This is a genomic window from Mycolicibacterium pallens, from assembly GCF_019456675.1.
Taxonomy (GTDB): Bacteria; Actinomycetota; Actinomycetes; order Mycobacteriales; family Mycobacteriaceae; genus Mycobacterium; species Mycobacterium crocinum.
This window is the reverse complement of the sequence record NZ_CP080333.1, coordinates 1,706,506-1,732,365: the sequence shown is the minus strand read 5'-3', so window position 1 is coordinate 1,732,365 and position 25,860 is coordinate 1,706,506. Positions and strand designations below refer to the sequence as shown.

Here is a 25,860-nt window from a genome sequence, read left to right as displayed (position 1 = left end):
GGCCCGCTTATCGGTGGAGCTGCCGGGAATTGAACCCGGGTCCTACGGCATTCCCTCAAGGCTTCTCCGTGCGCAGTCCGCCTCGCCTCTACTCGGATCTCCTGATCATGCGAACGAGTCAGGATGACGATCCCAGTCGCTGTTTGATGTCCCCACGGGTCCCGCGACCGAACCCGTGGGTGGGTCCCTCTAGATGACGCCAGGGTCCGGGCCGAGGGCCCTCCCGGTCTGACGGATTAGCTTCGCTTAGGCAGCGAGAGCGTAATCGCGCTGATTGGAATCGGCGCTTAATTGGTTGCAACGACGCTTACGGTGGTCTCTTGCCTGCACCGGCACGCTTCCCTTGATTCGATGCGCGAAGTCGAAACCGTTCAGCCCCTCGCATCCCGGCCGAGGTTCGGCCGGACATTCAATGGTACGCGAGTTGCAACCGCGAACTGAAGTGGATTAATCCCGCGCCCCCTGACTCGCCGAGCGTCACTCCAGAGTCACGCTGGGCATCGAACGTGACTCTGGGGTGACGTTCGGCGCGAATTCGCGGAGAAAAAATGAGACTCTGTCTACAGTGAGACGATGTCTGAAAGTCTGCGCGTCCGAAAACGGCAGCGAACCCGGGAACGCATCGCCACCGCGGCGGCCCGACTGGTGTCGGCCAACGGACTGAGCGCGACGACCGTCGAGCAGATCGCCGACGAGGCCGACGTGGCCCGCGCGACGTTCTTCCGGTACTTCGAGTCCAAGGAGTACGCGGTCGCCGAGGGCTTCACCTCGACGTGGATCGCCGCCATCACCGACGCCTTGCGGCGCCAACCCGCCGACCTGTCCGTCAACGACGCACTCAGCGCCGCGTTCGCCGAACTGACCCCCGGCTTTAGCGTTGTTGAGAGCAGCATCGCCGAGGTCGAGCGCCAGACCCGCGACTCGCTGAGCCTGCGGGCGTGGACCCTGCTCTGCTACCTGAACTTCGAGACGGCCATCGCCGAGGCCATCGCGCCCCGGTTGACCGATCTGACCGTCGACGACCCGCGCCCGCGCCTCATCGGTGCGCTGGCGATGGCGTCGGTCCGGATCTCCATCGACGACTGGCTCCGCGACGGCGGCTCGTTATCGGACCGAATCTCCCGCGCGGTCAATTCCATGGCCCCGTGCCCGATCAAGGAATGAGGAGCAGATGAGTGGCGAAAAGTCGCTAGAGGCATGGGGATTCGTCCGGAAGGTGCTCGACGACCTGACGATCCAGATCAGCGAGGACGCGCGGGACGAGCGCGAGCTACTCGAGGGCTTGCGAGTGCTCAACCGCGTGATCGCGCTGTGCACGGAGCTGTCGGTGGATATCGACCCGGACCATCCGCGCTTCGTCGACATGTGCACCCCGTTCCGGTTCGTTGGCGGACCCAACCCGCACGGCGCCTACCCGCTGGCCATGATCAGCGGTGACCGGGCCTATCGGGTCACCGGCACCCGCGGCACCTCCACCTACCTGGGCCTTCAGGTCCTGGCCGGCACCGGGATGAACCCACGCCGGATGAGCAACTACCTATCCGACCGCGATCTGGTCCTCGACGACGGCGGCCGCTTCAACGTCGTGTTCGCCGCCACCCGTCCCGCCGACGACGACCTGGCCGGCGCACAGTTCATCGAGATCCCGGACGACGCCACCTCGATCGTGGTGCGCGACTACATCGCCGATCCGGCCACCGAGATCCCTGTCCACCTTGATATCTCGTTACTAGGCGACGCACCCCCGCCGGCGCCGATATCCGACGAAGTGCTGGCCGCCCAACTCACGGCGATGGGCTGGACGATCGTCAAACTCACCACCTTGCACCGCACCGTGCGTCCCGATCTGTTGGAGACTCCCAACATTCTGATCACCTCGGGCGCGGAGAATCTCGGCGGCGAGAACACCACGCCCGACAACCTTTACATGCTCGGCATGTTCTCACTCGAGCCGCATCAGAATCTGCAGCTGACGTTCCGCCCTCCTGAAACGCGTTACTGGTCAGTGACTTTGGAAAGTATTTGGCATGAATGCCTGGAGCCGCTGCTACGCTCCAGCTCGGTGACCAACAAAGGCGTCAACGCCGATCCCGACGGATACGTCCGGCTCACGATCGGCGCCGAAGACTCCGGCGAGGGCCACTGGCTGGACACCGGTGGACGTCGACGCGGTTTCATCGTCGTTCGCTGGCTGGACAACCCCAACGCGCCGGATGTGACAGTTCGCCTGCTGGACAAGGAGGTTCAGAAATGACGAGCGCAGTCGAGGCCCGCCTTGATCCGGCCAAGCTCATCGAGCAGGCCTGCGAGCTGGCCGGCAGTGACGACTTCGGCGCCGACGACGGCTGGCGGGCGAACCTCTCCCGCCTGGTCGACGGTTTGGTCCACGAGGCTGATCTGTCCCCACTCGGCGTAGAGATCGCCGCCGCGGATGTGATTGTGCCGCTGCGTAATCGCCTGCAAATCACCGCGTGGCGCACCGAACATCCCGAGGTCGCCGACGAGCGGATCGAACAGCCGATCTTCATCCTCGGCCAGCCACGCACCGGCACCACAATCCTCTATGACCTGCTCAGCCAGGACCCCGACCTGCGGCCGCCGTTGACGTGGGAGGTCGACCACCCCTTCCCGGTCCCCCAACCCGACACCTACGCGACCGACCCGCGCATCGATGAGACCCAGGCACAACTGGAGATGACCGAGCAGCTGATGCCCGGCTTCATGAAGTTCCATCCGATGAGCGCGCGCGGCGGCCAGGAATGCGTGCGGATGACCGGCGGGACGTTCTGCAGCATGATCTTTCCCACCCAGTACCGCCTGCCGAGCTATCAGCAGTGGCTGATGTACGACGCCGACCATGCCGCCGCCTACCGCTATCACCGCCAGTATCTGCAGCATCTGCAGTCCGGCGTGCCCGGCCAGTGGCTGCTGAAGAGCCCGGCCCACCTGTGGACGTTGGACAAGCTGCTGGCCGAATACCCCGACGCGATCCTGGTCCAGACGCACCGTGACCCGCTGGTGGTGATCTCTTCGATCAGCGCGCTGATCGCGCACCTGCAGAAGCTGGCCAGCGACAACGCGACCGTTCAACGCGCCGCCGGGCAGTGCGCGGCCGAAAACATCCTGGGCCTGAACCGCTTGATGACGTGGGTGGACGACGGCGTGATCGGCCAGGACCGGATCGTCAACGTGCGGTTCGCCGATTTCATGCAGGATCCCTTCGCGACCATTGGGGCGATCTATGACCGCCTCGGTCGCGAACTGACCCCGGTCGCCGAACAGCGCATGCGTGACCATCTTGCGGCCCACCCCGGCGACGGCGGCGGCAACCGCTACACCTGGGCCGATACCGGACTCGACGCCGAGGAATTGCGCGAACAGGTCCGCGCCTACCAGGAGCGCTACGAAGTTCCCAGTGAGCCCTTGCGCTAGCGGGTCACACCTGTCCCAGCTAACCCATTCGCCACTCCTTTAGCGTTTGCCTCCAACGCCGAGCCGTGTAACACAGCGGGCGTTGCAGACGATTTCTTGTATCGGAAGCTCATTTGCCGAAATGAGTGGATTTGACGCAGGGGCAAACGCTCCTGCGTAGGGGCGGCCATAGGGATCTACACATGTCGGGAAAGCACCGCATATCTCGCCGTAAGGCAATCCGGCGCCAGCAGACGCGAGGGCTGACAGTCGTCACCCTCGGCGTCAGCGGCCTCACCACCGTTCTGGTAGCCGGCCAGACCACACACACGGCGGCATCCGTCGACTTGATGGCTCTGATCACTCCGGCCAACTCGACGGCGCAGGTCTTCGCCAGTTCCGACTACTACAACCGCGACTGGAGCGGATACGGTGCGCCCCAAGTAGTTCCGTTCTTCCTCGGACCGCAGGGCATCGCCGACGCGATCGACGCCAACAGCACCGACCCGCGCGGTGTGGCGGTCCTGGCGTCCGGATGGGGCGCAGGCCAGACCGGAACGGCGCTCGGCAAGATGCAGAACAACAGCGACCCGGCCCTGAACAATGTTCGACTGGTGGTGTTGGACAACAACACCAACCGTGCCGGTGGCGGCTTCTGGACGACGTACTGGATGTTCGCGCCACTTCTGGCCACATCGGCCGCACCCACGCTCAACGACCTCAGCGTTCCGGTCGTCGACACCGCGTACGAGTACAACATCAACTCCGATGCGCCGACCTACCCCATCAATGTGCTCGCTGACGCCAATAGCTTGATGGCGTATGCCTACGACTACGGCGGACAGGCGACGGCACCGATGCCGCAGGAAGCGCTCACTCCGGTGCCCGCCGGCGCCCAGCATTACCACTACGTCGTCGACCCGCAGGGCAACGTCGTCGACAAGATCCCGGTCGACGGCAACATCACCTACGTCACGTTCCAGTCCGACGGGCTGCCGCTGGTGCGCCCGCTGCGGATGGTTCCCGGCGGCAACGTCATCGCCGATGCGGTGGAGCCCGCCGCCACAGTCCTCGTCAATGCCGGCTACCGGGACAACCAGCCCGTCCCGGACGACCCGGGCGTGCAGCGTCCGGTCGGGCTGTTGCCGCCGGTGTCCAACACTGAGACAGTCGTCAAACAACTGCCGGTTGCGGTGCAGCAGGGGACGAACAAGGTTCAAAGCGACCTGTCATCGTCGAGCCCTACGCTTCCCAATCTTCGGACCAGCGCCAACAAGGTGTCACCGCAGCCTGTCACCGCAAACCGCCTAGCGCCGGTGAAGAAAGTCACCGATGGAATCGCCAATGGGGTGAAAAGCCTTGTCCCGCATCGTGCATCGGCAACGGCTGACAAGCCCTAGCGGACCGAGATCATCCCGACGGCGACCAACGCCATCACCATGCCCAGCACCTGCCAGCGGGTGACCCGCTCCCGCAGCACCACGATCGCCAGTAGCACCGTAGCCGCCGGATAGAGCGACATCAGCACGCTCGCCAGCGACAGCAGCGAGGCCTGCAGCGCCAGCAGCGTGGCGACATTGGAGACCGTGTCCAACAACGCGGCCAATATCGCCATCTTCAGCGGAAATCCCCATAGCGCATGGAAATTACCGCTGAATGCGGCCACCGCGAGCACGATCGCCGTCGCCGACACCCGCGCGAAGAACAGCGGCCACAGGTGAGCATCGGCCGGAGCTTGGTGCAGCAGAACGAAATTAAGGCCGAACGCCAGACCCGAGCCGACCGTCAGCCATGCCACGGTTGCGGTGAAACTGTGCGGGCGCACGTCCTCATCGGTGGCCTGCCGGCTCACCAGCACGACGGCGATCAGCGCCAGCACGGTGCCCACCCCGGCGATCAGGCCGGGCTGCTCCCCCATCGCCAGTCCCACACTCACGGGTACCGCGGCCACCAACACCGAGGTCAGCGGCGACACCACCGAGATCGGGCCGGCACCCAGCGCGGCGTAGAACCACCACACACCGAAAGCCTGGCTCACCCCGCACAGCAGGCCCCAGACCACCGCCGGCGTCGACACCGTGCCACCGAAGATCAGCGCCAGAATCCCGAGCAGCACCATCGCCAGCGGATAGGACACCAACACCACGCGCAGTGCGGCCACCCGTCGCGCCGCGATACCGCCGACGAAATCGCTGACGCCGTAACCGATTGCTGATGCCAGCGCGAGCAGGATCCCGATCAGAGCTTGCCCTTGGCCCGGCGGCCCAACTCCCGGATCACCTCACGCTGCGCGTCCCGCTTGGCCAGATCCTGCCGCTTGTCGTGCGCCTGCTTACCGCGCGCCAGCGCCAACTCGACCTTCACCTTGCCGTCGGAGAAATACAACGACAACGGCACCAGGGTCAGATTGCCGTCGCGGATCTTGCCCACCAGCGTGTCGATCTGGCTGCGGTGCAGCAGCAGCTTGCGGTTGCGCCGCGGCGCGTGGTTGGTCCAGGTGCCGTGGTGATACTCCGGGATGTGCAGATTGCGCAACCAGATCTCGCCGTCGTCGACGGTGGCGAACGCATCGGCCAGCGAAGCGTGGCCTTCCCGCAGACTCTTCACCTCGGTGCCCTGCAGGACAACTCCGGCCTCGTAGGTGTCGAGGATCGAATAGTTGTGCCGCGCCTTGCGGTTGGAGGCGACGATCTTGCGTTCGGGTTTCTTGTCCGGATTCTTGGCCACCGCTACCGCCGTACGTACAGGCGCAGCGTGACGTAGCCGGTGAGACCGGCCATCAACACGCCGACGCCGAACATGATCGGCGATATGTAGAGGATGTCGGCGTAGTCGATCCGGGCGATCAGATTGGCTTGGTAGAACTGGTTGAGCGCGTTCTCCAGGAACGCCGCCCGCACCACGATCAACCCGACAATGGCGATCACCACACCGATAGTCGCCGCCAGCACCGCCTCCAGAAGGAACGGCAGCTGGGTGTACCACCGCGTGGCACCCACCATGCGCATGATCCCGATCTCCGTGCGTCTGGTGTAGGCCGCGACTTGAACCATGTTGGCGATCAACAGAATCGCACCGATCGCCTGCACCACCGCGACCGCGAACGCCGCCGCCGATAGCCCGTCGAGCACCGCGAAGAGCCGATCGATCAGCTCCTTCTGGTTCAGCACGTTGAGCACACCGGGCTGGCCCACCATCGCCGCATCGAAATCCTTGTGCTGCTCGGGATTGTCCAGCTTGACGATGAACGACGCCGGGAACGAGTCCTTGCTCGCGACGTCCTTGTACTGCGGGAACTTGCGGGTGGCGTCGTTGTAGGCGTCATCGCGGTTCAGGAACCGGACCGAACGCACATCGTTGCGGGCTTCGATCTTGGCCCGCAACGCTTTACAGGGATCGGCGTCACAGGTGGGGTCGTTGGCCGACACGTCGTTGGTCAGGAACACCTGGGTTTCGACGCGGTCGAGGTAGATGTTGCGCGAGTGGTCGGCTAGGCGCACCACCAGCAGGCCACCGCCGAACAAGCCGATCGAGATGGCCGTCGTCAGAATCATGGCCACCGTCATGGTGACGTTGCGGCGAAGTCCGGTGAAGACCTCGTTGACTAGGAAGCCGAAGCGCACTTAACGATCCATTCCGTAGACACCACGCTGCTCATCGCGGACGAGCCTGCCCAGGGACAGCTCCACCACGCGCTGGCGCATGGAGTCGACGATGTGGTGGTCGTGGGTGGCCATCAACACGGTGGTGCCCGTGCGGTTGATCCGCTCGAGCAGATCCATGATGTCCTTACTGGTTTCCGGGTCCAGGTTGCCGGTGGGCTCATCGGCCAGCAGCACCAGGGGGCGGTTGACGAAGGCCCGCGCGATCGCCACGCGCTGCTGCTCACCGCCGGACAGCTCGGCCGGCAGCCGGTTGGCCTTGCCCGACAGACCCACCATCTCCAAGACCTCGGGCACCACGCGGTTGATGGTGTCGGGTTTCTTCCCGATCACCTCCAGGGCGAAAGCGACGTTCTCGAACACCGTCTTCTGCTGCAGCAGCCGGAAGTCCTGGAACACGCAGCCGATCACCTGGCGGAGCTTGGGCACCTGGCGGCCGGAGAGTTTGTTGACGTGGAACTTCGACACCTGCAGATCGCCGGAGGTGGGTGTTTCCTCGGCCAGCAGCAGCCGCATGAACGTGGACTTGCCGGAGCCGGACGGGCCGATGAGGAAGACGAACTCACCCTTGTCGATCTTGACGCTGACATTGTCGAGGGCTGGCCGTGCCGACGACTTGTACTGCTTACTGACATGGTCGAGGGTGATCATCACGGCACGCCAGTGTAGCCGTCCACGGCCCCCGGCCCGGTTACTGCGTCGGCGCCGCGGGCGTCACCATGGGCCCTTGGCCCGGTGCCGGGGTGGGGGCCGGCGCAGGTGACGGGGTCGGAGTGGGCAGCCCAGGGATCTGAAACGGCGCCGGGCTCGGCGACGTCGTGGATGTCGGTGACGTGGACGACGTGGTCGGAGTCGTCGTCTCCGTCGGGGTCGTCGTCTCCGTCGTCGTTGTTGTGGTCGTGGTCCTCGTGGTCGTGGTGCGGTCCCGCACATCGGTGCGGGGCACCCACGTGTACGACGGGTCGGGCACGAAGCCCGGCGGCACGATCTGGGTGTTCGGCGCGACCGCCGGGGCGGGCTCCGGCTGATACGTCGCATACAGCCACCAGACGGCGATGAACGCGGCCAGCAGCGCGGCAGTGGACGTCCGCATCCGGCCCCAGAAGAGATACTGGGGCCAGCCGCGACCTTCCCGGGGTGTCGGCTTCAGCTTCACTTCGGCGTCACCGGCCCCTGGGTCTGCGCCGCGTCATCGGCGGTCGCCGGGTGCACGATGGCCTCGACCATCGGTGAGCCGTCCGCCGGGCTGGCGATGCCGGCGCGCATCAGCGCCGCAATCACCAGCACCCGCAGCTTGCGGCCGACTTCGAACTGTTTACCGGGCAGCGTGCGCGCCACCATGCGCAGGTTGACGGTGTCGAGTTCGATGCTTTCCACTCCCATCAGCTGTGGGGCGTCCAGAAGCAGGTCCTTCAGCCCGGGGTCCTTGATCGCCTTCTCGGATACCCCATGCAGCACATCGTTCACCCGGTTGAGGTCAGACGTCGTCGGCACCGGGATGTCGATGACCGCGCGCGCCCAGTCCTTCGACAGGTTCTGGGTCTTGACGATCTGACCGTTCGGGATGGTGAGCACCTCACCTTCCGGAGAGCGCAACTTGGTGATGCGCAGGGTGACGTCCTCGACGGTTCCCGTCGCCTCCTTCGCGATACCCGCCACGGTCAGCGACACCAGGTCACCGAATCCGTACTGCTTTTCAGTGATGATGAAGAACCCGGACAGCAGGTCCTGCACGATGCGCTGCGCGCCGAAACCGAGCGCGGCACCGAGCACTGCGGCGGGCGCCACCAGCGAGCTGACCGGAACCGCGAGCACATCGGTGACCTCGACGACCACCATCACGGCCAGCAGGGCGATCGCCACATAGGAGATGACCGACGCCACAGCCTGCCGATGTTTGGCGCTCTCCGAGCGGACCAGAGCGTCGCTTTCGCGAAAGCTGGCGTCGATGCGCCGGGAGATCTTCTGCGTGCCCCACTGGATGAACCGCGCCGCAAGCAGACCGCCGATGAGCAGCAACGCGATGCGCAGTCCGCGCGTCAGGATCCACTCGCCGACGGTGCCATGCCAGAAGTCATGCCACCGTGCGGCGAACGGGAACGCCAGGTAGCTATTCGTCGTCATCTCGTCGGTTGCGCCACCGGATTCCCGCTTCCAGGAATCCGTCGATGTCCCCATCCAGTACCGCCGCGGGATTGCCCACCTCGTACTCGGTGCGCAGATCCTTGACCATTTGGTATGGGTGCAGAACGTAGGAGCGCATCTGGTTGCCCCAGGAACTTCCGCCGTCGCCCTTGAGGGCATCGAGCTCGGCGCGCTCCTCTTGCCGCTTGCGTTCCAGGAGCTTGGCCTGCAGAACACGCATTGCTGACACCTTGTTCTGCAGCTGCGACTTTTCGTTCTGGCAGGTGACGACGATGCCGGTGGGGATGTGCGTCAGTCGGACCGCCGAGTCGGTGGTGTTGACCGACTGACCGCCGGGACCGCTGGAACGGTAGACGTCGACGCGCAGATCGCCTTCGGGGATCTCGATGTGGTCGGTGGTCTCCACCACCGGCAGCACCTCGACATCGGCGAACGAGGTCTGGCGCCGGTTCTGGTTGTCGAACGGGCTGATGCGCACCAGCCGGTGGGTGCCCTGCTCGACCGACAGCGTGCCGTAGGCGTAGGGCGCGTGGACGGCGAACGTCGCGCTCTTGATGCCCGCCTCTTCGGCGTAGGAGGTGTCGAACACCTCGACGCCGTAGTTGTGCTGCTCGGCCCAGCGGATGTACATCCGCATCAGCATCTCGGCCCAATCGGCGGCGTCGACGCCACCCGCACCGGAGCGGATGGTGACGACGGCCTCGCGCTCGTCGTACTCGCCGGACAGCAGGGTCCGGACCTCCATCTGTTCGATGTCGGCCTGCAACGATTTGAGTTCGGCGTCGGCCTCGGCGAGCTCGTCGTCGCCACCCTCTTCGGCCGCCAATTCGTAGAGCACCGGCAGATCCTCGAGGCGGCTGCGCAAGCCTTCGACGCGACGCAGTTCACCTTGGGCGTGGGAGAGTTCACTGGTGACGCGCTGGGCGTGGCTCTGGTCGTTCCACAAATTGGGGTCGGCGGCCTCGTGTTCGAGCTTCTCGATCTTCGCGCGCAGCCCATCGATGTCGAGCACTCGCTCCACCGTCGTCAAGGTGGTGTCGAGGGCGGCGATATCTGACTGACGATCGAGGTCCACGGCTCCTCAGGGTACCGGCGCCGCGACACGTTGTGATCCACGGCAGCTCCTGAGACTTCTGGGGTTGCCGCGCCGGTCGCGCGACTAGCATCACATTTGTCAACCAGGATGTGGCGCCGCTCAGCCCATAGCGGTGCTTCTCGACTGCGACGCGACAGCCCCTTGCGCGCAGCCGGGTCCGGAGAGAAAGCGCGAGGATGCGTCCTTACTTTGTCGCGATCGTTGGTGCAGGCCCTTCCGGATACTTCGCGGCGGCATCGCTGCTGAAGTTCGCGGACAGTTCGGTCGCCGCCGGCGGGCCCGATGTGCACGTCGACATGCTCGAGATGCTGCCCACCCCCTTTGGTTTGGTGCGCTCCGGCGTGGCGCCAGACCATCCCAAGATCAAGACCATCAGCGCCCAATTCGAGAAGACCTCGCTCGATGAGCGGTTCCGGTTCTTCGGCAACATCCGCGTCGGCGAGCACGTACAGGCGCAGGAACTGGCACAGAAGTACGACGCCGTCGTGTATGCGATCGGGGCGCAGTCGGACCGCCCGCTCGGCATCCCCGGCGAGGAGCTGGAGGGCAGCGTCGCCGCCGTCGACTTCGTCGGTTGGTACAACGCGCACCCCCACTTCGAAGACATGGCGCCGGACCTGTCGACCGGGCGCGCCATCGTCGTCGGCAACGGCAACGTCGCGCTCGACGTCGCGCGCATCCTCGTCAGCGATCCCCGCGAGCTGGCGAAGTCCGACATCGCCGACCATGCGCTCGACCTGCTGCACGCGAAAGGCGTCGAGGAGGTCGTCGTGATCGGCCGCCGCGGGCCACTGCAGGCCACGTTCACGACGCTGGAGCTGCGTGAACTGGGCGACCTGGAGGCCATGGCCGACGTGGACGTCATCGTCGACCCCGCCGACTTCGAGTCGATCACCGACGAACAGCTGGAGGCGGCGGGTAAGACCGTCAAGCTGAACATCAAGGTGCTGCGCGGGTATGCCGACACCCAACCGCGAGGAGCCAAGCGCCGCATCGTGTTTCGGTTCCAAACCTCGCCCATCGAGATCAAGGGCGACGGCCGGGTCGAGTCGGTGGTGCTGGGCCGCAACGAGCTCGTCGACGAGGGCGGCCGCATCGTCGCCAAGGACACCGGCGTGCGCGAGGAACTGCCCGCCCAGCTGGTCGTACGTGCGGTCGGCTACCGCGGCATCCCGACACCGGGCCTGCCGTTCGACGACCGTTCGGGCACCATCCCGCACACCGACGGACGCGTCGACGGCAGCGCCAACGAGTACGTCGTCGGCTGGATCAAACGCGGCCCGTCCGGGGTCATCGGCAGCAACAAGAAGGACTCCGCCGACACCGTCGCGACGCTGCTGGCCGACCTCGACGGCCGCGAGCTCGGCGCCTTCGGCGACGACCACGGTGAGACGCTCGTCGAGTGGCTGCTGTCACGGCAGCCCAAGCTGATCACCGACGACCACTGGAAGCTGATCGATGCGCACGAGCGGGGCGCGGGCGAGCCGCACGGCCGTCCGCGGGTCAAGCTCACCAGCGTGGCCGAGCTGCTGCGCATCGGCCACGGCTAGACCCCGCAGGTCTCCTTCTCGCGCGACAGCCCACCGACCGGTCCGGCGGTGCGCGCGATCAACGGTGTGCACGCGGCGATCAGGGCCAGCGCGGCGGACACCATGATCACTGCGAACGAGCCGTAGCGGTCGACGACCACGCCGCCGATCGCGGTGCCCATGGCGCCGCCGACGAGAGCTCCGCTGTTGAGCCAGCCGAACGCCTCGGCGGCCGAGTGCTCGGCGATCTCGCGCGACACCATCACGTAGAGGGCGGCCAGGGCGGGTGCGAAGCCGAGCCCGGAAGCGAACAGCGCGGTGAGTTGCAGCGCCCACCCGTCGACCAGACCGAATACCGCCGTGCCCGCGGCAACGACGGTCATGGACGTCGCCAGACCGCGCACGCCGAGGTGGCGATGGCCGAACAGCACGCCGCCGATCAGTGACCCGAGGCTGGCCACGCCCAACGCCACGCCGGCCGACAGGTTGTGGTTGCCGAACAGCGCGAGCACGCCGACTTCCAGCGCCATGAACGATGCGACCAGCGCGAGGCTGGCCACCATCGCCAGAATGACGGCGGGGTTGACCAGCACTCGGCCGAAGGCGACGACGCTGCGATCGATGCGCGGCTTCAATCGGCGCGCGCTCAGCAGGAACCACGCCGTGCCCACCACCGTGACGCCGGCGGAGAACAGCAGCGGGATCGCGGTCGAGATGGCTGACGCGAGGAACGTGGCGGCGACCGGGCCGATCACCCAAATCAGTTCCTGCGCAGTCGTATCCAACGCGAAGAGGGCTCGTAGCCCCTCCCCCGGAACCATCTGGGGGTACAGCGAGCGCACGGCGGGCAGCAGCGGCGGCACCGAGGCGCCGATCAGGAAGCCCAGTCCCATCAGCACGGGGCCGGGGACGTGGAAGAAGGCCAACGCGAGCATGCAGATGCCGTTGACCACGGCGGCGGACACCAGGGTCGCGACCATGCCGATGCGGCCGAGCAGACGCGATGTCATCGGCATGGCGATCGCTTCGCCGATGCTGGTGCACGCCACGACGGCGCCCGCCACCGCGAACGAACCGGTGCGGGCCTGCACATGCAGCAGGATCGCCAGCGACAGCATGCCCAGAGGCAACCGTGCGAAAAGTTGTGAGGCGGTCACGTTGACCACGCCCGGAACTCGAATGAGCTCGGCATAGGCGCGCACGGTTATCTCTCCATCAATTGGTTCCAGTACTCCGATGCCCCTCGACTGTACCGTCCAGACGGTACAGTCCGAAAGTCGATAAACTCAGCCAATGGCGACCTCGCGTGAGCGCATCCTCGATGCCTACGCCGACGCGCTGGCCGTCGACGGCGAGCGCCACGCCACGCTGGACGCGGTGGCCGCCAGGGCGGGGGTGTCCAAGGGCGGTCTCCTGTACCACTTCCCGTCCAAGGACCAGCTCGCCGAAGCCCTGTGTGAGCGACTGATCGCGCTGGCCGCCGACGACGTCGACAAAATGCGCAACGCGGCCGACGGGCCGGCACGGCACTACATCCGCACCTCCCACTACGCGAACACGCCCCTGGATCGCACGCTGGTCGCGGTGGCCCGCCTGCAGCAGGCCGGCGATCCGCGGGCGCGGGCGGCCATCGAGCAGATCTCCGACCAGTGGCTAAGCGTGCTGACCGAGGCACTCGGCGACCGGGACGTCGCACGCACGGTCAAGCTCATCGGGGACGGCCTCTACCACCACGCGCTGTTCAGCGCCCTCGGCGGTCAGCCGCGCACGGAGCTCGACGAGGGACTGCTGGCGGTGATCGACCGCCTCATCGACCAGTGCATGGACGCGCCGCGGACCTAGACCTGCTCGGGCGGCGCGAAATTCCAGTTGTCCGGATTCTTCGGCGAGTACACCACCGGCATGAGTTGGCCCATCGCCGGCCAGCTGTTCACATCCACCGCCATCCGCTGATAGACCACGTGCTCGTTGACCGTCGGGCCGTTGATGACGCCGCTGATCGTGACGAACTGCTCACCGGTGGCGTCCGGGCGTGGGCTCACCCCGGTCACCAGCAGCGTGCCGTGCACCACCTCGCCGCGTGGGCCACGGCGCATGATGCGCGGCGCCAGAACCAGGACCAGCGCGCCGACGATGAGCAGTATCACGAAGAACTCCCACATGCGGCCATGGTAGGACTGCTGGCATGAGCGGCCACGATGTACGGGCAGACCTCTCGGTGGCGTTGCAGCTCGCCGACCGGGCCGACGCGATCACCCTCGACCGGTTCGGGGCGCTGGATCTGCGTGTCGACACCAAACCCGACCTCACGCCGGTCACCGACGCCGACGAGGCGGTCGAGGCGGACCTGCGGGCAGTCCTGTCCCGCGAGCGCCCGGATGATGCGGTGCTCGGTGAGGAGTACGGCGGCACCGCCGAATTCCAGGGCAGGCAGTGGGTGATCGACCCGATCGACGGCACCAAGAATTTCGTCCGTGGCGTGCCGGTGTGGGCCAGCCTGATCGCACTTCTCGACGACGGCATTCCGATCGTCGGCGTTGTCAGCGCCCCGGCACTGAACCGGCGATGGTGGGCGGGCCGCGGCCTGGGCGCGTTCGCGACGACCGGCGACGGGCCGGCGCGCACTCTGTCGGTATCCGGTGTCGCGGACTTGGGCTCAGCCAGCCTCTCGTTCTCCAGCCTGTCCGGGTGGGCCGACCTCGGGCGCCGCGAGCAGTTCCTCGCGTTGACCGACGACGTGTGGCGGGTGCGCGCCTACGGAGACTTCTTCTCCTACTGCCTGGTGGCCGAGGGCGCCGTCGATATCGCCGCCGAGCCGGAGGTCAAGCTGTGGGACCTGGCTCCGCTGGACATCTTGGTTCGCGAAGCCGGCGGCACCTTCACCAATCTCGACGGAGCACCCGGCCCCCACGGCGGCCACGCCGTCGCGACCAACGGCCTGCTGCACGACGCAGTCCTGGCGAGGTTGGCCAACCGCTAGTAGCCGGCCTCGAATGCGACGGGCAGCGTCGCGGGTCCGCTCAAACCGCTCAGCGGCTTCCACGGCGCGGGCCCGGTGCGACGGATGTTCGGCATGCGTCGCGCCATGACCGTCAGCGCCTCGGTCAGCTCGAGACGAGCCAGGTTGGCCCCGAGGCAGTAGTGCACGCCCCCACCGAACGTCTGCATCGGCAGCGCCGCGGTGCGGGTGATGTCCAGCCGGTCGGGATCCTCGCAGACACCCGAATCCCGGTTCGCCGCAGCCGAATTGAGGATGACCAAGGTACCCGCCGGGACGCGGTAGCCCGCGACCTCGACATCCTCGACGACGGTACGCAGCGTGCCGAACACAATTGGGGAGTGGCGCATCGTCTCCTCGACCGCACGCGCGGCGAGGTCGGGTTGCCGGGCCAACAGCGCCCACTGGTCGGGATGCTCGCACAGCACGGACACCGACGCGGCGAGCTGGTTCCTGGTGGTATCGGTGCCGGCCATCAGTAGGCCGGCCACCAGCATCCGCAGTTCCTCGATGGTCAGGCGGTCACCCTCGTCTTCGGCTCGGATCAGATCGGAGACCAGGTCATCGGTGAGTTCGTGCCGTCGTTCGGCGACCATCGCGTCGACATAGTCGTCCAGCTCTTCCCAGGCGGCCAGGATCGACGGTTCGTTTTCGGCGACATTCCAGCTGAAGGCCTTGAAGAACTCGTCGGTCCAGCGTGCGAAGTGCTCCCAGTCCCCGCCTGGTACGCCGAGCAGGGCACAGATGATCGGGATCGGGTAATGCCGCGCGATGTCGGAGACGACGTCGCACCGGCCGTCGGCCGTGCACGTGTCGATCAGTCCGTTGATGACCTCGGTGACGGTGGTGCGCAGACGTTCCGTGGCTCTCGGCGTGAACGCCTTGCACACCAGCCGGCGCAGCCGATGGTGCTCGTCACCGTCCATGTTGATGATCGTGGCAACCACCCGATCCCACAGCGGACCGGACGTGATGCCCTGCGATGCGAGGAACATCCCCTGCGGCACAACGAATCTGCGGTCGCGTGATGCCTCGTGGACGATGTCGTAGGCCAGGAATTCCGGACCGTGCGGACCGAGCGCGATCGGAGCCTGCCGGCGCGCGCGCCGCAGCATTGCCAGCGCCCTGTAGGGATCCGTCTCATTGTCGTAGTCCACGGTGGGCAACCCCGCGTCGAATACATTCGGCATCCGCGGCGCGTCGATTGTGATGGTCATGTCGGCCCCCAGCCGTGCTCGAACAACTCGCACATCGAGTCTCGAACGCCGAAGCCGCGGCGGTGCGAGTAGACCGCTACCCGATATCCGCGGTCATGTGACCTACTCAACAAAACCTGCGGGTCGCCAAGGGTTTCGGCATCTACCTTACTTTGGAGTAAGATAGGTCCGAGCGACATCAGATCAGGACGCCCACCATCGACGAGGCTGCCACTATGACCAACACACTCCCCCCGAAATCCACCAGTACCCGGGCCCGCGACAGCGCGGTCGGGCAGTACAAGCACAAGCGCTCCCTGACCGATATCGGTCTGGCGCTCGTCACCCCGCTGGTCGGCCAGGAATTCCTGGACCGCTACCACCTGCGTGACCCGCTCAACCGCGGCTTGAAGTACGGCGTCAAGCAGGTGTTCTCCACCGCGGGCGCGGCCACCCGGCAGTTCAAGAAGGTGCAGGGGGCGGGCAAGGCGCCGACCCGGCTGCGGCCCAGCGGCGGTGACTATTTCGACCTCACCCCCGACGACGACCAGAAGATGATCGTCGCGACGGTCGACGAGTTCGCCGAGGAGATCCTGCGTCCGGCCGCGCACGACGCCGACGCCGCCGCCACCTATCCCGCCGATTTGATCGCCAAGGCCGCCGAGCTCGGTATCACCGCGATCAACATCCCCGAGGACTTCGACGGCATCGCCGAACAGCGCACCACGGTCACCAACGCTCTGGTGGCCGAGGCATTGGCCTACGGCGATATGGGCCTCGCCCTGCCGATCCTGGCTCCCGGCGGCGTGGCCTCGGCACTGACACATTGGGGCAGCGCCGACCAACAGGCCACGTATCTCAGCGAATTCGCCGGCGAGAACGTGCCGCAGGCCTGCGTGGCGATCGCCGAGCCGCACGCGCTGTTCGACCCGACCGCACTCAAGACCACCGCGGTGCGTACTCCCAGCGGTTACCGCCTCGATGGCGTCAAATCGCTGGTTCCCGCCGCAGCCGATGCCGAATTGTTCATAGTGGCAGCACAACTCGACGGCAAGCCGGCGTTGTTCATCGTCGAGGCGTCCAGCGCCGGGGTGGGGATCAAAGCGGACCCCAGCATGGGCATCCGCGCCGCCGCCCTGGGCAAGGTCGAGCTGAACAAGGTATCGGTTCCGCTGTCCGCGCGCCTGGGTGAAGACGGCGCCACTGATGCCGACTACTCCGAAGCCATTGCGTTGTCGCGCCTGGGCTGGGCCGCTCTGGCAGTCGGGACCTCACACGCGGTGCTCGACTATGTGATCCCCTACGTCAAGGAACGCGAAGCGTTCGGCGAGCCCATCGCGCGCCGGCAGGCCGTCGCCTTCATGTGCGCCAACATCGCCATCGAGCTCGACGGCCTGCGACTGATCACCTGGCGCGGCGCCGCCCGCGCCGAACGCGGTCTGCCGTTCGCACGCGAAGCCGCGCTGGCCAAGAAGCTGGGCACCGACAAGGGCATGCAGATCGGCCTGGACGGTGTGCAGCTGCTCGGCGGCCACGGCTATACCAAGGAACACCCGGTGGAGCGTTGGTACCGCGATCTGCGGGCCATCGGCGTCGCCGAGGGTGTTGTCGTCCTGTAACCGTCACCGGCCAACGAACGGAAAAGACTGACATGGCAATCAATCTCGAAATGCCGCGCAAGCTGGAAGCCGTGATCGAGAAGGCGCACCAGGGTGCCGCGGAGATGCTGCGGCCGATCTCGCGCAAGTACGATGTCGCCGAACACGCCTACCCCGTCGAACTGGACACCCTGGCAACACTGTTCGAGGGAATCTCCGAGGCCAACACGATCTCGTTCGCCGGCACGGAGGCCTTCCGCGACAGTGACGACGGCCCCAAAGGAAACATCAACGGCGGCAACATGTCCGCGCTGCTCAACGCACTGGAGATCTCCTGGGGTGACATCGCCCTGCTGCTGTCGGTCCCCCGCCAGGGCCTGGGTAACGCCGCGATCTCCGGCGTCGCCACCGACGAACAGTTGGAGCGGCTGGGCAAGAACGTCTGGGCCGCCATGGCGATCACCGAACCGTCGTTCGGCTCCGACTCCGCGGCGGTGTCGACCACCGCGGTTCTCGACGGCGACGAGTACGTGATCAACGGCGAGAAGATCTATGTCACCGCCGGCTCACGGGCCACGCACATCGTGGTGTGGGCGACGCTGGACAAGTCCAAGGGTCGCGCGGCGATCAAGTCGTTCATCGTCCCGCGCGAGCACCCCGGAGTCACTGTCGAGCGCCTCGAGCACAAGCTCGGCATCAAGGCCTCCGATACCGCGGCCATCCGCTTCGAGAACGCCCGCATCCCCAAGGAGAACCTGTTGGGGAGCCCGGAAATCGAGGTGGAAAAGGGTTTTGCCGGGGTCATGGAGACCTTCGACAACACCCGCCCGATCGTGGCCGCGATGGCGGTCGGGGTGGCCCGTGCCGCCCTCGAGGAGCTCCGCACGATCCTGACCGAGGCCGGCGTTGAGATCTCCTACGACAAGCCCGCCCATGCCCAGAGCGCCGCCGCCGCGGAATTCCTTCGCATGGAGGCGGATTGGGAGGCCGGCTACCTGCTGACCGTGCGGTCGGCGTGGCAGGCCGACAACGGGATCCCCAACTCCAAAGAAGCCTCGATGGGTAAGGCCAAGGCCGCCCGCGTCGGCAGTGACATCACCCTCAAGGCAGTCGAATTGGCCGGAACCGCAGGCTATTCCGAGCAGACGCTGCTGGAGAAGTGGGCCCGCGACTCGAAGATCCTCGACATCTTCGAAGGTACCCAGCAGATTCAGCAGCTGGTTGTCGCCCGTCGTCTGCTCGGGCTGTCCTCGACCGAACTCAAGTAGCTAGGCGACCGCGGTCAGTTCCCGCCGGGTTTCCTCGTCGAGTTCGATATCAGCGACGGCGAGGTTCTCCTCGAGGTGCCCCAGCGACGAGGTGCCCGGGATCAGTAGGACGTTATCGGCAACGCTCAGCGTCCATGCCAGCGCGACCTGCGCGGGAGTGTGACTGAGCCGTTCGGCCGCCCCGGTGATGAGGTGGTGCGACAGCACGGGATTCACCTCGTGGAACGCCGACCCCAGCGGGAAGAACGGGACGAACGCGATACCGCGCGCGACGCATTCGTCGAGCACCGGCTGTGAAGACCGGTCCACCAGATTGAACGGGTTCTGGACGCAGACGATGTCGGTCAGCTCCAACGCATGCAGCAGCTGCTCGTGGCTGACATTGCTCAGCCCGATGCCGGCGATCAGTCCCTCGTCGCGAGCGGTGATCATCGCGCCGAGCTGGTCGGTGAACAGCGCGTCGGCCTCGTTCTCCATCACCCGCAGGTTCACCGCGGCCAGCTGATCGACACCAAGGGTCTTCAGGTTCTCTTCGATGCCCGCCCGCAGCTGGTCCGGTTCGTTGTAGGGCAGCCACGCACCCTGGTCGTCGCGCCGCGCGCCGACCTTGCTGACCAAGGCCAGGTTCTCGGGATAGGGATGCAACGCCTCGCGGATCAGTTCGTTGGCGACGTTGGGGCCGTAGAACTGCGAGGTATCGATGTGGTCGACGCCGGCGTCGACGGCCCGGCGCAGCACCGCCAGCGCCTGGTCGTGGTCTCGCGGCGGGCCGAACACGCCCGGACCGGGCAGTTGCATGGCGCCGAAGCCGACACGGTGGACGTTGTAGCCGGCCAATGGGAAGCGTGTCATGAAACCATCCGTTCGCATTGAGGTCGAATTGTTTGATGTCAAACTATTCTGCTGGCGCGCTACGCTTCCTGTCAACCCAGGGAGGTGACGCCACATTCCACGCTCAGCACACGACGCCGAATCGCCTCAGCGGGCCGTCGCGCTGGCCGACGCGTTCGGCCGCGCGGGCAAGACCCTCGTCCGCGCGCTCGACGAACGCCTGGGCGACCACGGCGTGTCCACCCCGCGGTCGAAGGTGCTCTTCGAGGTGAATCGCTGTGGCCCGGTGCGCCTGACCGACCTGGCCAGGACCGTGGGCATCACCCAGGGCACCGCCTCCACGCTGATCGACGCACTCGTCCGCGAAGGCTTGATCGAACGCTGCGCCGACGACTCCGATCGCCGGGTGACGCTGCTGCAGACCACCGCGGCCGGTCGCCGCCAGGCCGAAACGTGGGCGAGCGCCTACACGGCGGCGGCCCACGAATTGTTCGGCATCCTGTCGGCCAAGGAGCAAGTGGTGCTCACCGAACTGCTGCAGCGCCTTGCCGACTCGATCAGCGACTGAGACGGCTCAGCCGGTCGGGCGCACCTGGCACGGTACCCCGTTGACCACCTGCGTGTTGCTGGGCATATCGAGCAGGTCGGGCGGGTTCAGCAGGTTGGAGTTCACCCCCGGGTGTTCGTTGGCGACGCCGAGCCGGCTGCCCGGCACACCATGCCCCCAGCCGTGCGGCAACGAGACCACACCGGGCATCATGTCGTCGCTGACCTCAACGGGCACAGCCACTTTCCCTTCCGATGTGCTGACCTCGGCGAGTTCACCGTCGCCGACCCCGATTCGCAGGGCATCCTCGGGATGGATCAGCAGCGTGCAGCGGTCCCGCCCCCGCATCAACGACGGCACATTGTGCAACCACGAGTTGTTCGACCGCAGATGCCGCCGGCTGGTCAGCAGCAGCGACTCCTCGGGGCGGTCCAGTCGTGCCCGCAGCCGGGGTACGTCGTCGACGAACAGATCGTGCACAAGCTCGATCGCGCCGGAGGGCGTGGTGACCGCCGAATCCAGGCGGCCACCGTCGAGTTCGGCGAGTCGCAGGCCGTCGGGATGCTTGCGCACCTCGTCGAGAGTCATCCCGTCCGGGTCGGCGCCCAAGCCGTCGCCCCACGGGCCGAGGCGGATGTAGAGGTCGTAGATGCGCTCGGGCCCTTGGCCTTTGAGCGCGCCCATCACCTCATTCGGGTCCCGTCCCGTCAGCGGCGTACCCGGTTGAGTGCACATGGTCGCGACGAGGCCGCCGGTGTACAGATCGTCCATCGCCGTGACGTCCACGTCGGGGACCGGCGTGCCCAACAAGGCACCCGAAAGGCGAAGGAGCACTTCCCATTCGGTCGGGCGCCCGGGATCGGGCGCGAACAGGGGTTCCGACCACTTCAGGCAGGAGGCGACGGCATAGATCCAGTACAGGTCGTCGGCGTGCGGGCGTTCCAGCGGCGAGAGCCCGGGAAAGATGACATGGGCGTGCCGGGTGGTCTCGTTGAGCCAATTGTCCACGCAAATCACAGCATCCAGTGACGCCAGAGCCGCGTCCAGCCGACCTGCTGCCGGCGCGGAGATCACCGGATTGCCGGCAACGGCGATCAACCCACGGATCCGTCCCTCGCCCGGAGTCGTGATCTCCTCGGCCAGGCAGCTGACCGGGAATTGACCCAGCACCTCCCCGACCCCGCGTACGCGGGATGTGAAGCGGCCGAATTCCCAGCGCCGGCCGGCCTGATCGGGTGGCTTCATGAACATCGGCGAGTAGACCGCCGGCATGGGAAATACCGCTCCCCCGCGCCGGTCGACCGCGCCGAGCGCGGTATTCAGCACGAACACCAACCAGGTGGCCAGGGTGCCGAACTCCTGGGTGCAGGCTCCGATCCGGCTGTACAGCACGGGATTCGATGCCGCGGCGAGGTCGTGCGCAAGCCTGCGGATCGTGGCGGCCGGCACTCCGCTGGGTCCTGCGACAGCTTCCGGGGTGAACGGTTCGGCCAGGGCGATCACCTCGTCGAGCCCCTGGACCCGGCCGTCGAGATGCGGATGTTCGCGCAGCAACCCGTCGGCGGCCAGCGTGCGCAGCACGGCGAACAACACCAGCGCGTCGGTGCCCGGCCGGATCGGCACCCAGTCAGTGGCCCGCCGGGCGGTTTCGGTGCGGCGGGGGTCGACGACCACCACGCGGCCGCCGCGCGTACGGATGCCGGCGAGATGACCCGTGACGTCGGGTGCCGACAGCATCGAGCCCTGCGAGGCTGCCGGGTTGGCGCCGATGATCACGAGATGGTCGGTGCGGGCCAGATCGGGGATCGGTGCGTTCCACATCCCGCCGAACAACAAGGTGCCGACCACGTTGAGCGGCCACTGGTCGACGGTGCCCGGCGAGTAGTACGCGCCCATGCCGGCCGCCGCTCCGATGCCGACCAGGGCGCCGATGTAGGAACTCAGGCCCAGATTGTGTGCCACCGGGTTGCCGACGTACACGGTGACCGCTCGGGCGCCGTCGCTGTCGAGCACCGGCCGCAGTACCCGCTCGGCTTCGGCGAATGCCTCGTCCCAGGAAACGGCGACGTGGGTGCCGTTGGGCTGCTTGATCATCGGCGACCGCAGCCGGTCCGGGTCGTTGTGCAGTTGCCCGAGAACGGTGCCTTTGGGGCAGATGTGCCCGCGCGACCACACGTCGTCCGGATTGCCGCGGATGTCAGTCACCTCGTCGCCGTCGACGGTCACCCGAAGCCCGCACATCGCCTCACACAGCGGGCAGGTCACCCGGGCCGCGAGACCGTTTGCCTTATCCGACCGCTGTCTGGACACCTGTCCAAGTTAAGCAGGCCTCGGCGGCCCACACAATGGTCAGGATTGGCCCCGGCGAGCCCGCCAGTCGCCGATCTCGGACAGGCGTCGCCGCTGCTGGACCGCCACCCCGGCGTCGAGACCGCGGCCGCGCTCCTCGAGATGACCGATGACGCGCTCACGGTGTTCGACCGGGTTGGCGTCGTCGTACTTGAACTTGGCCTCGACTCGCTGGACTGCCAGCCGGACGCCACGGATGCCGGGAAGCATCCGGCCGTACGGGTCCTCCCCCACGGCCACCTCGGCGTGGCGCCCCTCGGGCTGGAAGTCATCGAGCTGCGCCTGCAGGATGTCGGCCTTGCCCTGCGGATCGTCGACAATCGTTGGGCGGCAGATGAATTGCACCGAGGCGTAGTAGCTCGTGGGCACCCCGTCCTCATCGGGGCCACCGGCCTTGGCGCGCCAATACGTCGGGATGTAGGCATAGTCACCGATCACCGCCACCCGCACCTCGGTGGCGGCCTCCAGGTGTTGCCAGACCGGATTGGGTCGCGCGAGGTGGATAAACAGCTCGTCGGCGGCCACGGTGAAATGGGTCGGCACCAACACCGGCGCCTGCGCGGAGTCGATGTTGTTGACCGCGAGGACGCCGAACCGGTCGGTCGATGCCAGCCAGGTCTGCCACTCGGCAGTGTCCAGCGCGGCATCCCAGGGATGGATCAGCATGCCGGTCAATGCTTCCCGGGCAGCGGTCGTCACGCAACAGGTTTGAACGTGAGATGCAATTCGCTCAGGCCGCGCAGCAGGAAAGTCGGCTCGTAGCGGTAGCGACGGGCGCCGGCGGGACCGTGCTGTGTCTCGTCGATGGCGATGTCGGCCATGCGATCCAGAAGCCGGTTGAGCGTCACCTTCGCCTCAACGCGGGCCAGCGGCGCCCCGGCACAGGTGTGGATGCCGCGGCCGAACGTGATGTGCTCGCGGACGTTCTTGCGGTCGAGGTGGAACTCGTCGGGGTTCTCGAACTTGCGCGGGTCGCGGTTGGCCGCACCCAGGCACAGCATCAGCACGGTCCCGGCCTTGATGTCCACGCCGCCGAGGTTGGTGGTCTTGCGCGCCAGCCGGAAGTCGACCTTGGTGGGGCTTTCGATACGCAGCGATTCCTCGATGAAGTTGCCGATCAGACTGCGGTCGGCGCGCAGCTTGTCCTGAAGGTCGGGACGCTCGGCCAGTACCCGGGTCGACGCGCTGAGCAGCTTGACGACGGTCTCCTGTCCGGCGGCGAACAGGAATGTCGCCGCGCGGACGACGTCGACGACGTCCGGTGTCGTGCCGTCCGGGTACGTCGCTGCGGCAAGGGAATTCAGGACGTCTTCGCGCGGGTGCCGGCGACGTTCGTTGATATAGCCGGTGAACTTCGCGTCCAGCCACTCCAGCGGGTTGACCGCGACGGGCGTGTGATCCAGTGCGCCGACCGCGCTTCCGGGCTCCTTGCCCGCCCCGAGACTTGCCCGGAACTCCGCGCGGTCATCGTCGGGTACGCCCAACAGGTCCGCGATCACCAGGGTGGCGAAGGGCTTGCCGTATTCCGACAGCAGCTCGCACTTCCCGTTGCCGATGAACTCGTCGAGCTGGCGATCGGCCAGCTCCCACATGAAGTCTTCGTTCTCCTTCAGCCGGGCCGGGGTCAGCAACCGACTGAGCAGCGAACGGGCCCGGGTGTGTTCCGGCGGATCCATCACGACCATCATCTCGTTGATGGGAAACAGGTGCCGGTGGGCATCGATCTGCTCGGAGATGTCGTCGCCCTCGGGGACGAACGGCAGCGGCGGGAACGGACCACCGATGGCGTTCACCGCCGAGAACGTCTCGTAATCCTTGAATGCCGCGACCGCCTCGTCGTACCCGGTGACAGCCACGACCCCGTAGTTGGGCTCGCGAAACACCGGGTTCTGCGAACGGATGTAGTCCAGGTAGTCGTAGGGGTCCTGCGCGATGGCCTGGTCGGAGAAATAGTCGGCAGCTGCCAAATCGGTCATTCTTGCGGGCCTTTCACGATGCTGATGGCTTGGCGCGGGCACGCGGCCACCGCCGCCTCGAGAAGATCGGCGGCCAACTCGACACACAGGGCGTGCCCTTCGCACAGGTTCCGGTCGACCTGCACGCGCGAGCGAGCTGCGGTCATCGAAGCCTCCATATCCAATCGCGGAGCGATTTTTGATCGATCGATCAAATTCTCGCGGACATGCCTACCATGGCCGGAGATCACCGGTCAAGAGCCGGCCCCATTGGCTATCTAGCCAAGTGCGAAGGACTCCTGAGAGGATGGCGCCATGGCGTCGACATCGAAAAGCAAAGACAAAGATGTCGGCACGCGTGAACGCTTGATGGAGGCGACCGCTCAAATCATGCGCGAGGAGGGCTATGCCGGCGCCACGTCGCGACGGGTGGCCGCGCGCGCCGGCGTGAGATCCGCCCTGGTTTACTACTACTTTCCGACGATGGACGACCTGTTCGTCGCCGTACTGCAAGCGGGTTCGGAAGCGTCGCTGGCCAAAATGCGTCAGGCGATCACCGCCGACGAACCGCTGCGGACGTTGTGGGCCATCAACACCGACCCGCGCTGGACCGGTCTGTACGCCGAGTTCGTCGCGCTGGCCAACCATCGGAAGGTGATCAGCGCGGAACTGAAGTCCTACGCCGAACGTGTCCGCGATATCGAAACCGCCGCCGCGACAGTCGCTCTGCGGTCGCATGGCGTCGACCTCACCGAATTTCCCCCCGTCGCGATCTCGATGCTCGTTGCGCAGAGCGCACGCAGCCTGTGTAACGAGAGCGCGATCGGGATGACGGAGGGCCACAAGGAGCTACGCGAACTGGTGGAGCGCTTCCTCAACAAGGTCGCCGCTTCGCAGCAACCCCAATCCACCTGAGCGACGTTCGGCAGCTATGTGGCACAGCAGCTTTCATGCTCTTTCAAAGCCCGCTCGATAGCCGTGACCCGGTGGGTGCCAGTCGGCTTGGCCGGTCCAACCACAGCTCAACCCATAGCCGATCGTAATTGGTCGATCGGTCAATAGTCCCTGCAGGGTGGCAGGTTGGTCTCGATCATCAAAGACTCAACCCCCCGCCGACCTTGAGCGCAGTGCTCATCAGCAGGCCGCGGAAGGCCGGACGCTTCGCCGCCGGCGAGATCGCGATCACCGACATCCTGCCCACCATCGAACGCACGGTTCGATGGTTCACCACCGGCTACGAGGCGACCCGCGGGTAGGCCAGCCGCGGGCGCTACC

The 25,860-nt window shown here is 66.3% G+C and carries 26 protein-coding genes, 1 other RNA gene and 1 pseudogene; 12 read left to right on the top strand and 16 right to left on the bottom strand.

Features of this window, described 5'->3' with window-relative positions:
* Window positions 1-11: 11 nt before the first annotated feature.
* Window positions 12-379: a transfer-messenger RNA gene (gene ssrA / locus K0O64_RS08485) on the bottom strand.
* A gap of 194 nt (window positions 380-573) precedes the next feature.
* On the opposite strand from ssrA, the gene K0O64_RS08480 reads away from it, so the two are divergent.
* The 4 genes from K0O64_RS08480 (at window position 574) to K0O64_RS08465 (ending at window position 4,811) form a co-directional block, all read left to right on the top strand.
* Window positions 574-1,164: a TetR family transcriptional regulator gene (locus K0O64_RS08480; RefSeq protein ID WP_071946802.1), complete on the top strand. Its 591-nt coding sequence runs from the start codon at window positions 574-576 to the stop codon at window positions 1,162-1,164.
* A 7-nt stretch (window positions 1,165-1,171) separates the two neighbouring features.
* Window positions 1,172-2,254, top strand: coding sequence for a DUF1214 domain-containing protein (locus K0O64_RS08475; protein WP_220046284.1), 1,083 nt, complete (start codon window positions 1,172-1,174; stop codon window positions 2,252-2,254).
* Window positions 2,251-3,432: a sulfotransferase family protein gene (locus K0O64_RS08470; protein ID WP_071946806.1), complete on the top strand. Its 1,182-nt coding sequence runs from the start codon at window positions 2,251-2,253 to the stop codon at window positions 3,430-3,432. Before K0O64_RS08475 ends, K0O64_RS08470 begins: the two co-directional genes overlap by 4 nt.
* Window positions 3,433-3,614: 182 nt before the next feature.
* On the top strand, window positions 3,615-4,811 hold the full coding sequence (locus K0O64_RS08465; RefSeq protein ID WP_083542689.1) for a PE-PPE domain-containing protein: 1,197 nt from the start codon (window positions 3,615-3,617) through the stop codon (window positions 4,809-4,811).
* On the opposite strand, the gene K0O64_RS08460 is transcribed toward K0O64_RS08465, so the two are convergent.
* The 7 genes from K0O64_RS08460 to prfB are packed head-to-tail and all read right to left on the bottom strand — an operon-like array spanning window position 4,808 to window position 10,293.
* Window positions 4,808-5,653 carry an EamA family transporter gene (locus tag K0O64_RS08460; protein WP_425574830.1) on the bottom strand — a complete coding sequence of 282 codons (846 nt, stop codon included), beginning with the start codon at window positions 5,651-5,653 and terminating at the stop codon, window positions 4,808-4,810. The two genes, K0O64_RS08465 and K0O64_RS08460, sit on opposite strands and share 4 nt — an antisense overlap.
* The gene (smpB, locus tag K0O64_RS08455; protein ID WP_071946812.1) at window positions 5,650-6,138 is read right to left on the bottom strand and encodes an SsrA-binding protein SmpB; all 489 of its coding nucleotides are present in this window, start codon (window positions 6,136-6,138) and stop codon (window positions 5,650-5,652) included. Before smpB ends, K0O64_RS08460 begins: the two co-directional genes overlap by 4 nt.
* A 2-nt stretch (window positions 6,139-6,140) precedes the next feature.
* The gene (gene ftsX / locus K0O64_RS08450; protein ID WP_047329636.1) at window positions 6,141-7,034 is read right to left on the bottom strand and encodes a permease-like cell division protein FtsX; all 894 of its coding nucleotides are present in this window, start codon (window positions 7,032-7,034) and stop codon (window positions 6,141-6,143) included.
* Window positions 7,035-7,724, bottom strand: coding sequence for a cell division ATP-binding protein FtsE (gene ftsE / locus K0O64_RS08445; RefSeq protein WP_071946816.1), 690 nt, complete (start codon window positions 7,722-7,724; stop codon window positions 7,035-7,037).
* Window positions 7,725-7,764: 40 nt separating this feature from the next.
* On the bottom strand, window positions 7,765-8,229 hold the full coding sequence (locus K0O64_RS08440; RefSeq protein WP_220046283.1) for an Rv3103c family proline-rich protein: 465 nt from the start codon (window positions 8,227-8,229) through the stop codon (window positions 7,765-7,767).
* Window positions 8,226-9,197, bottom strand: coding sequence for a mechanosensitive ion channel family protein (locus K0O64_RS08435; RefSeq protein WP_071946822.1), 972 nt, complete (start codon window positions 9,195-9,197; stop codon window positions 8,226-8,228). Before K0O64_RS08435 ends, K0O64_RS08440 begins: the two co-directional genes overlap by 4 nt.
* Complete coding sequence (gene prfB / locus K0O64_RS08430) at window positions 9,184-10,293, bottom strand: peptide chain release factor 2 (protein ID WP_071946824.1); 1,110 nt, start codon at window positions 10,291-10,293, stop codon at window positions 9,184-9,186. The genes K0O64_RS08435 and prfB overlap by 14 nt, the downstream gene beginning before the upstream one ends.
* 197 nt (window positions 10,294-10,490) lie before the next feature.
* Here prfB and K0O64_RS08425 point away from each other — a divergent pair, with 197 nt between their 5' ends.
* Window positions 10,491-11,864, top strand: a complete 1,374-nt coding sequence (locus tag K0O64_RS08425) for an FAD-dependent oxidoreductase (RefSeq protein WP_096310743.1) — start codon at window positions 10,491-10,493, stop codon at window positions 11,862-11,864.
* Here the strand turns inward: K0O64_RS08425 and K0O64_RS08420 are convergent.
* Window positions 11,861-13,045 (bottom strand): MFS transporter, encoded by a 1,185-nt coding sequence (locus tag K0O64_RS08420; protein ID WP_096310741.1) that lies wholly within the window; start codon window positions 13,043-13,045, stop codon window positions 11,861-11,863. The genes K0O64_RS08425 and K0O64_RS08420 overlap by 4 nt on opposite strands.
* A gap of 91 nt (window positions 13,046-13,136) precedes the next feature.
* Between K0O64_RS08420 and K0O64_RS08415 the strand changes: the two genes are divergently transcribed.
* Window positions 13,137-13,685: a TetR/AcrR family transcriptional regulator gene (locus K0O64_RS08415; RefSeq protein WP_071946830.1), complete on the top strand. Its 549-nt coding sequence runs from the start codon at window positions 13,137-13,139 to the stop codon at window positions 13,683-13,685.
* Here the strand turns inward: K0O64_RS08415 and K0O64_RS08410 are convergent.
* Window positions 13,682-14,005 (bottom strand): hypothetical protein, encoded by a 324-nt coding sequence (locus K0O64_RS08410; protein WP_071950001.1) that lies wholly within the window; start codon window positions 14,003-14,005, stop codon window positions 13,682-13,684. The genes K0O64_RS08415 and K0O64_RS08410 overlap by 4 nt on opposite strands.
* 23 nt (window positions 14,006-14,028) lie before the next feature.
* On the opposite strand from K0O64_RS08410, the gene hisN reads away from it, so the two are divergent.
* Entirely contained in the window at window positions 14,029-14,823 is a 795-nt protein-coding gene (gene hisN / locus K0O64_RS08405) for a histidinol-phosphatase (protein ID WP_096310737.1), read from the top strand.
* On the opposite strand, the gene K0O64_RS08400 is transcribed toward hisN, so the two are convergent.
* A complete protein-coding gene (locus K0O64_RS08400) occupies window positions 14,820-16,058 on the bottom strand; it encodes a cytochrome P450 (RefSeq protein ID WP_096310735.1) in 1,239 nt (412 codons plus the stop codon). The genes hisN and K0O64_RS08400 overlap by 4 nt on opposite strands.
* 215 nt (window positions 16,059-16,273) lie before the next feature.
* On the opposite strand from K0O64_RS08400, the gene K0O64_RS08395 reads away from it, so the two are divergent.
* Together K0O64_RS08395 and K0O64_RS08390 are read left to right on the top strand one after the other, a co-directional pair.
* Window positions 16,274-17,656 carry an acyl-CoA dehydrogenase family protein gene (locus tag K0O64_RS08395; protein WP_071946836.1) on the top strand — a complete coding sequence of 461 codons (1,383 nt, stop codon included), beginning with the start codon at window positions 16,274-16,276 and terminating at the stop codon, window positions 17,654-17,656.
* 32 nt (window positions 17,657-17,688) lie between these two features.
* Window positions 17,689-18,903 carry an acyl-CoA dehydrogenase family protein gene (locus K0O64_RS08390; protein WP_071946838.1) on the top strand — a complete coding sequence of 405 codons (1,215 nt, stop codon included), beginning with the start codon at window positions 17,689-17,691 and terminating at the stop codon, window positions 18,901-18,903.
* On the opposite strand, the gene K0O64_RS08385 is transcribed toward K0O64_RS08390, so the two are convergent.
* Entirely contained in the window at window positions 18,904-19,755 is an 852-nt protein-coding gene (locus K0O64_RS08385; RefSeq protein WP_096310733.1) for an oxidoreductase, read from the bottom strand.
* Window positions 19,756-19,969: 214 nt separating this feature from the next.
* Here K0O64_RS08385 and K0O64_RS08380 point away from each other — a divergent pair, with 214 nt between their 5' ends.
* The gene (locus K0O64_RS08380; RefSeq protein ID WP_225933660.1) at window positions 19,970-20,302 is read left to right on the top strand and encodes a MarR family winged helix-turn-helix transcriptional regulator; all 333 of its coding nucleotides are present in this window, start codon (window positions 19,970-19,972) and stop codon (window positions 20,300-20,302) included.
* Between the two features lie 6 nt (window positions 20,303-20,308).
* Here K0O64_RS08380 and K0O64_RS08375 read toward each other — a convergent pair whose 3' ends face one another.
* Genes K0O64_RS08375 through K0O64_RS08360 form a run of 4 tightly spaced genes read right to left on the bottom strand, consistent with a single transcriptional unit; the run spans window position 20,309 to window position 24,752 of the window.
* Window positions 20,309-22,591 carry a molybdopterin-dependent oxidoreductase gene (locus tag K0O64_RS08375; protein WP_225933659.1) on the bottom strand — a complete coding sequence of 761 codons (2,283 nt, stop codon included), beginning with the start codon at window positions 22,589-22,591 and terminating at the stop codon, window positions 20,309-20,311.
* 39 nt (window positions 22,592-22,630) lie between these two features.
* Entirely contained in the window at window positions 22,631-23,329 is a 699-nt protein-coding gene (locus K0O64_RS08370) for an FMN-binding negative transcriptional regulator (protein ID WP_225933658.1), read from the bottom strand.
* Complete coding sequence (locus tag K0O64_RS08365) at window positions 23,326-24,606, bottom strand: cytochrome P450 (RefSeq protein ID WP_220046282.1); 1,281 nt, start codon at window positions 24,604-24,606, stop codon at window positions 23,326-23,328. Before K0O64_RS08365 ends, K0O64_RS08370 begins: the two co-directional genes overlap by 4 nt.
* Window positions 24,603-24,752 (bottom strand): ferredoxin, encoded by a 150-nt coding sequence (locus tag K0O64_RS08360; protein WP_220046281.1) that lies wholly within the window; start codon window positions 24,750-24,752, stop codon window positions 24,603-24,605. The genes K0O64_RS08365 and K0O64_RS08360 overlap by 4 nt, the downstream gene beginning before the upstream one ends.
* A gap of 148 nt (window positions 24,753-24,900) precedes the next feature.
* Here K0O64_RS08360 and K0O64_RS08355 point away from each other — a divergent pair, with 148 nt between their 5' ends.
* Window positions 24,901-25,500, top strand: a complete 600-nt coding sequence (locus K0O64_RS08355) for a TetR/AcrR family transcriptional regulator (RefSeq protein ID WP_096310729.1) — start codon at window positions 24,901-24,903, stop codon at window positions 25,498-25,500.
* Window positions 25,501-25,739: 239 nt separating this feature from the next.
* Window positions 25,740-25,841: pseudogene (locus K0O64_RS08350) on the top strand (TetR/AcrR family transcriptional regulator); the annotation flags it as partial.
* Window positions 25,842-25,860 lie beyond the last annotated feature (19 nt).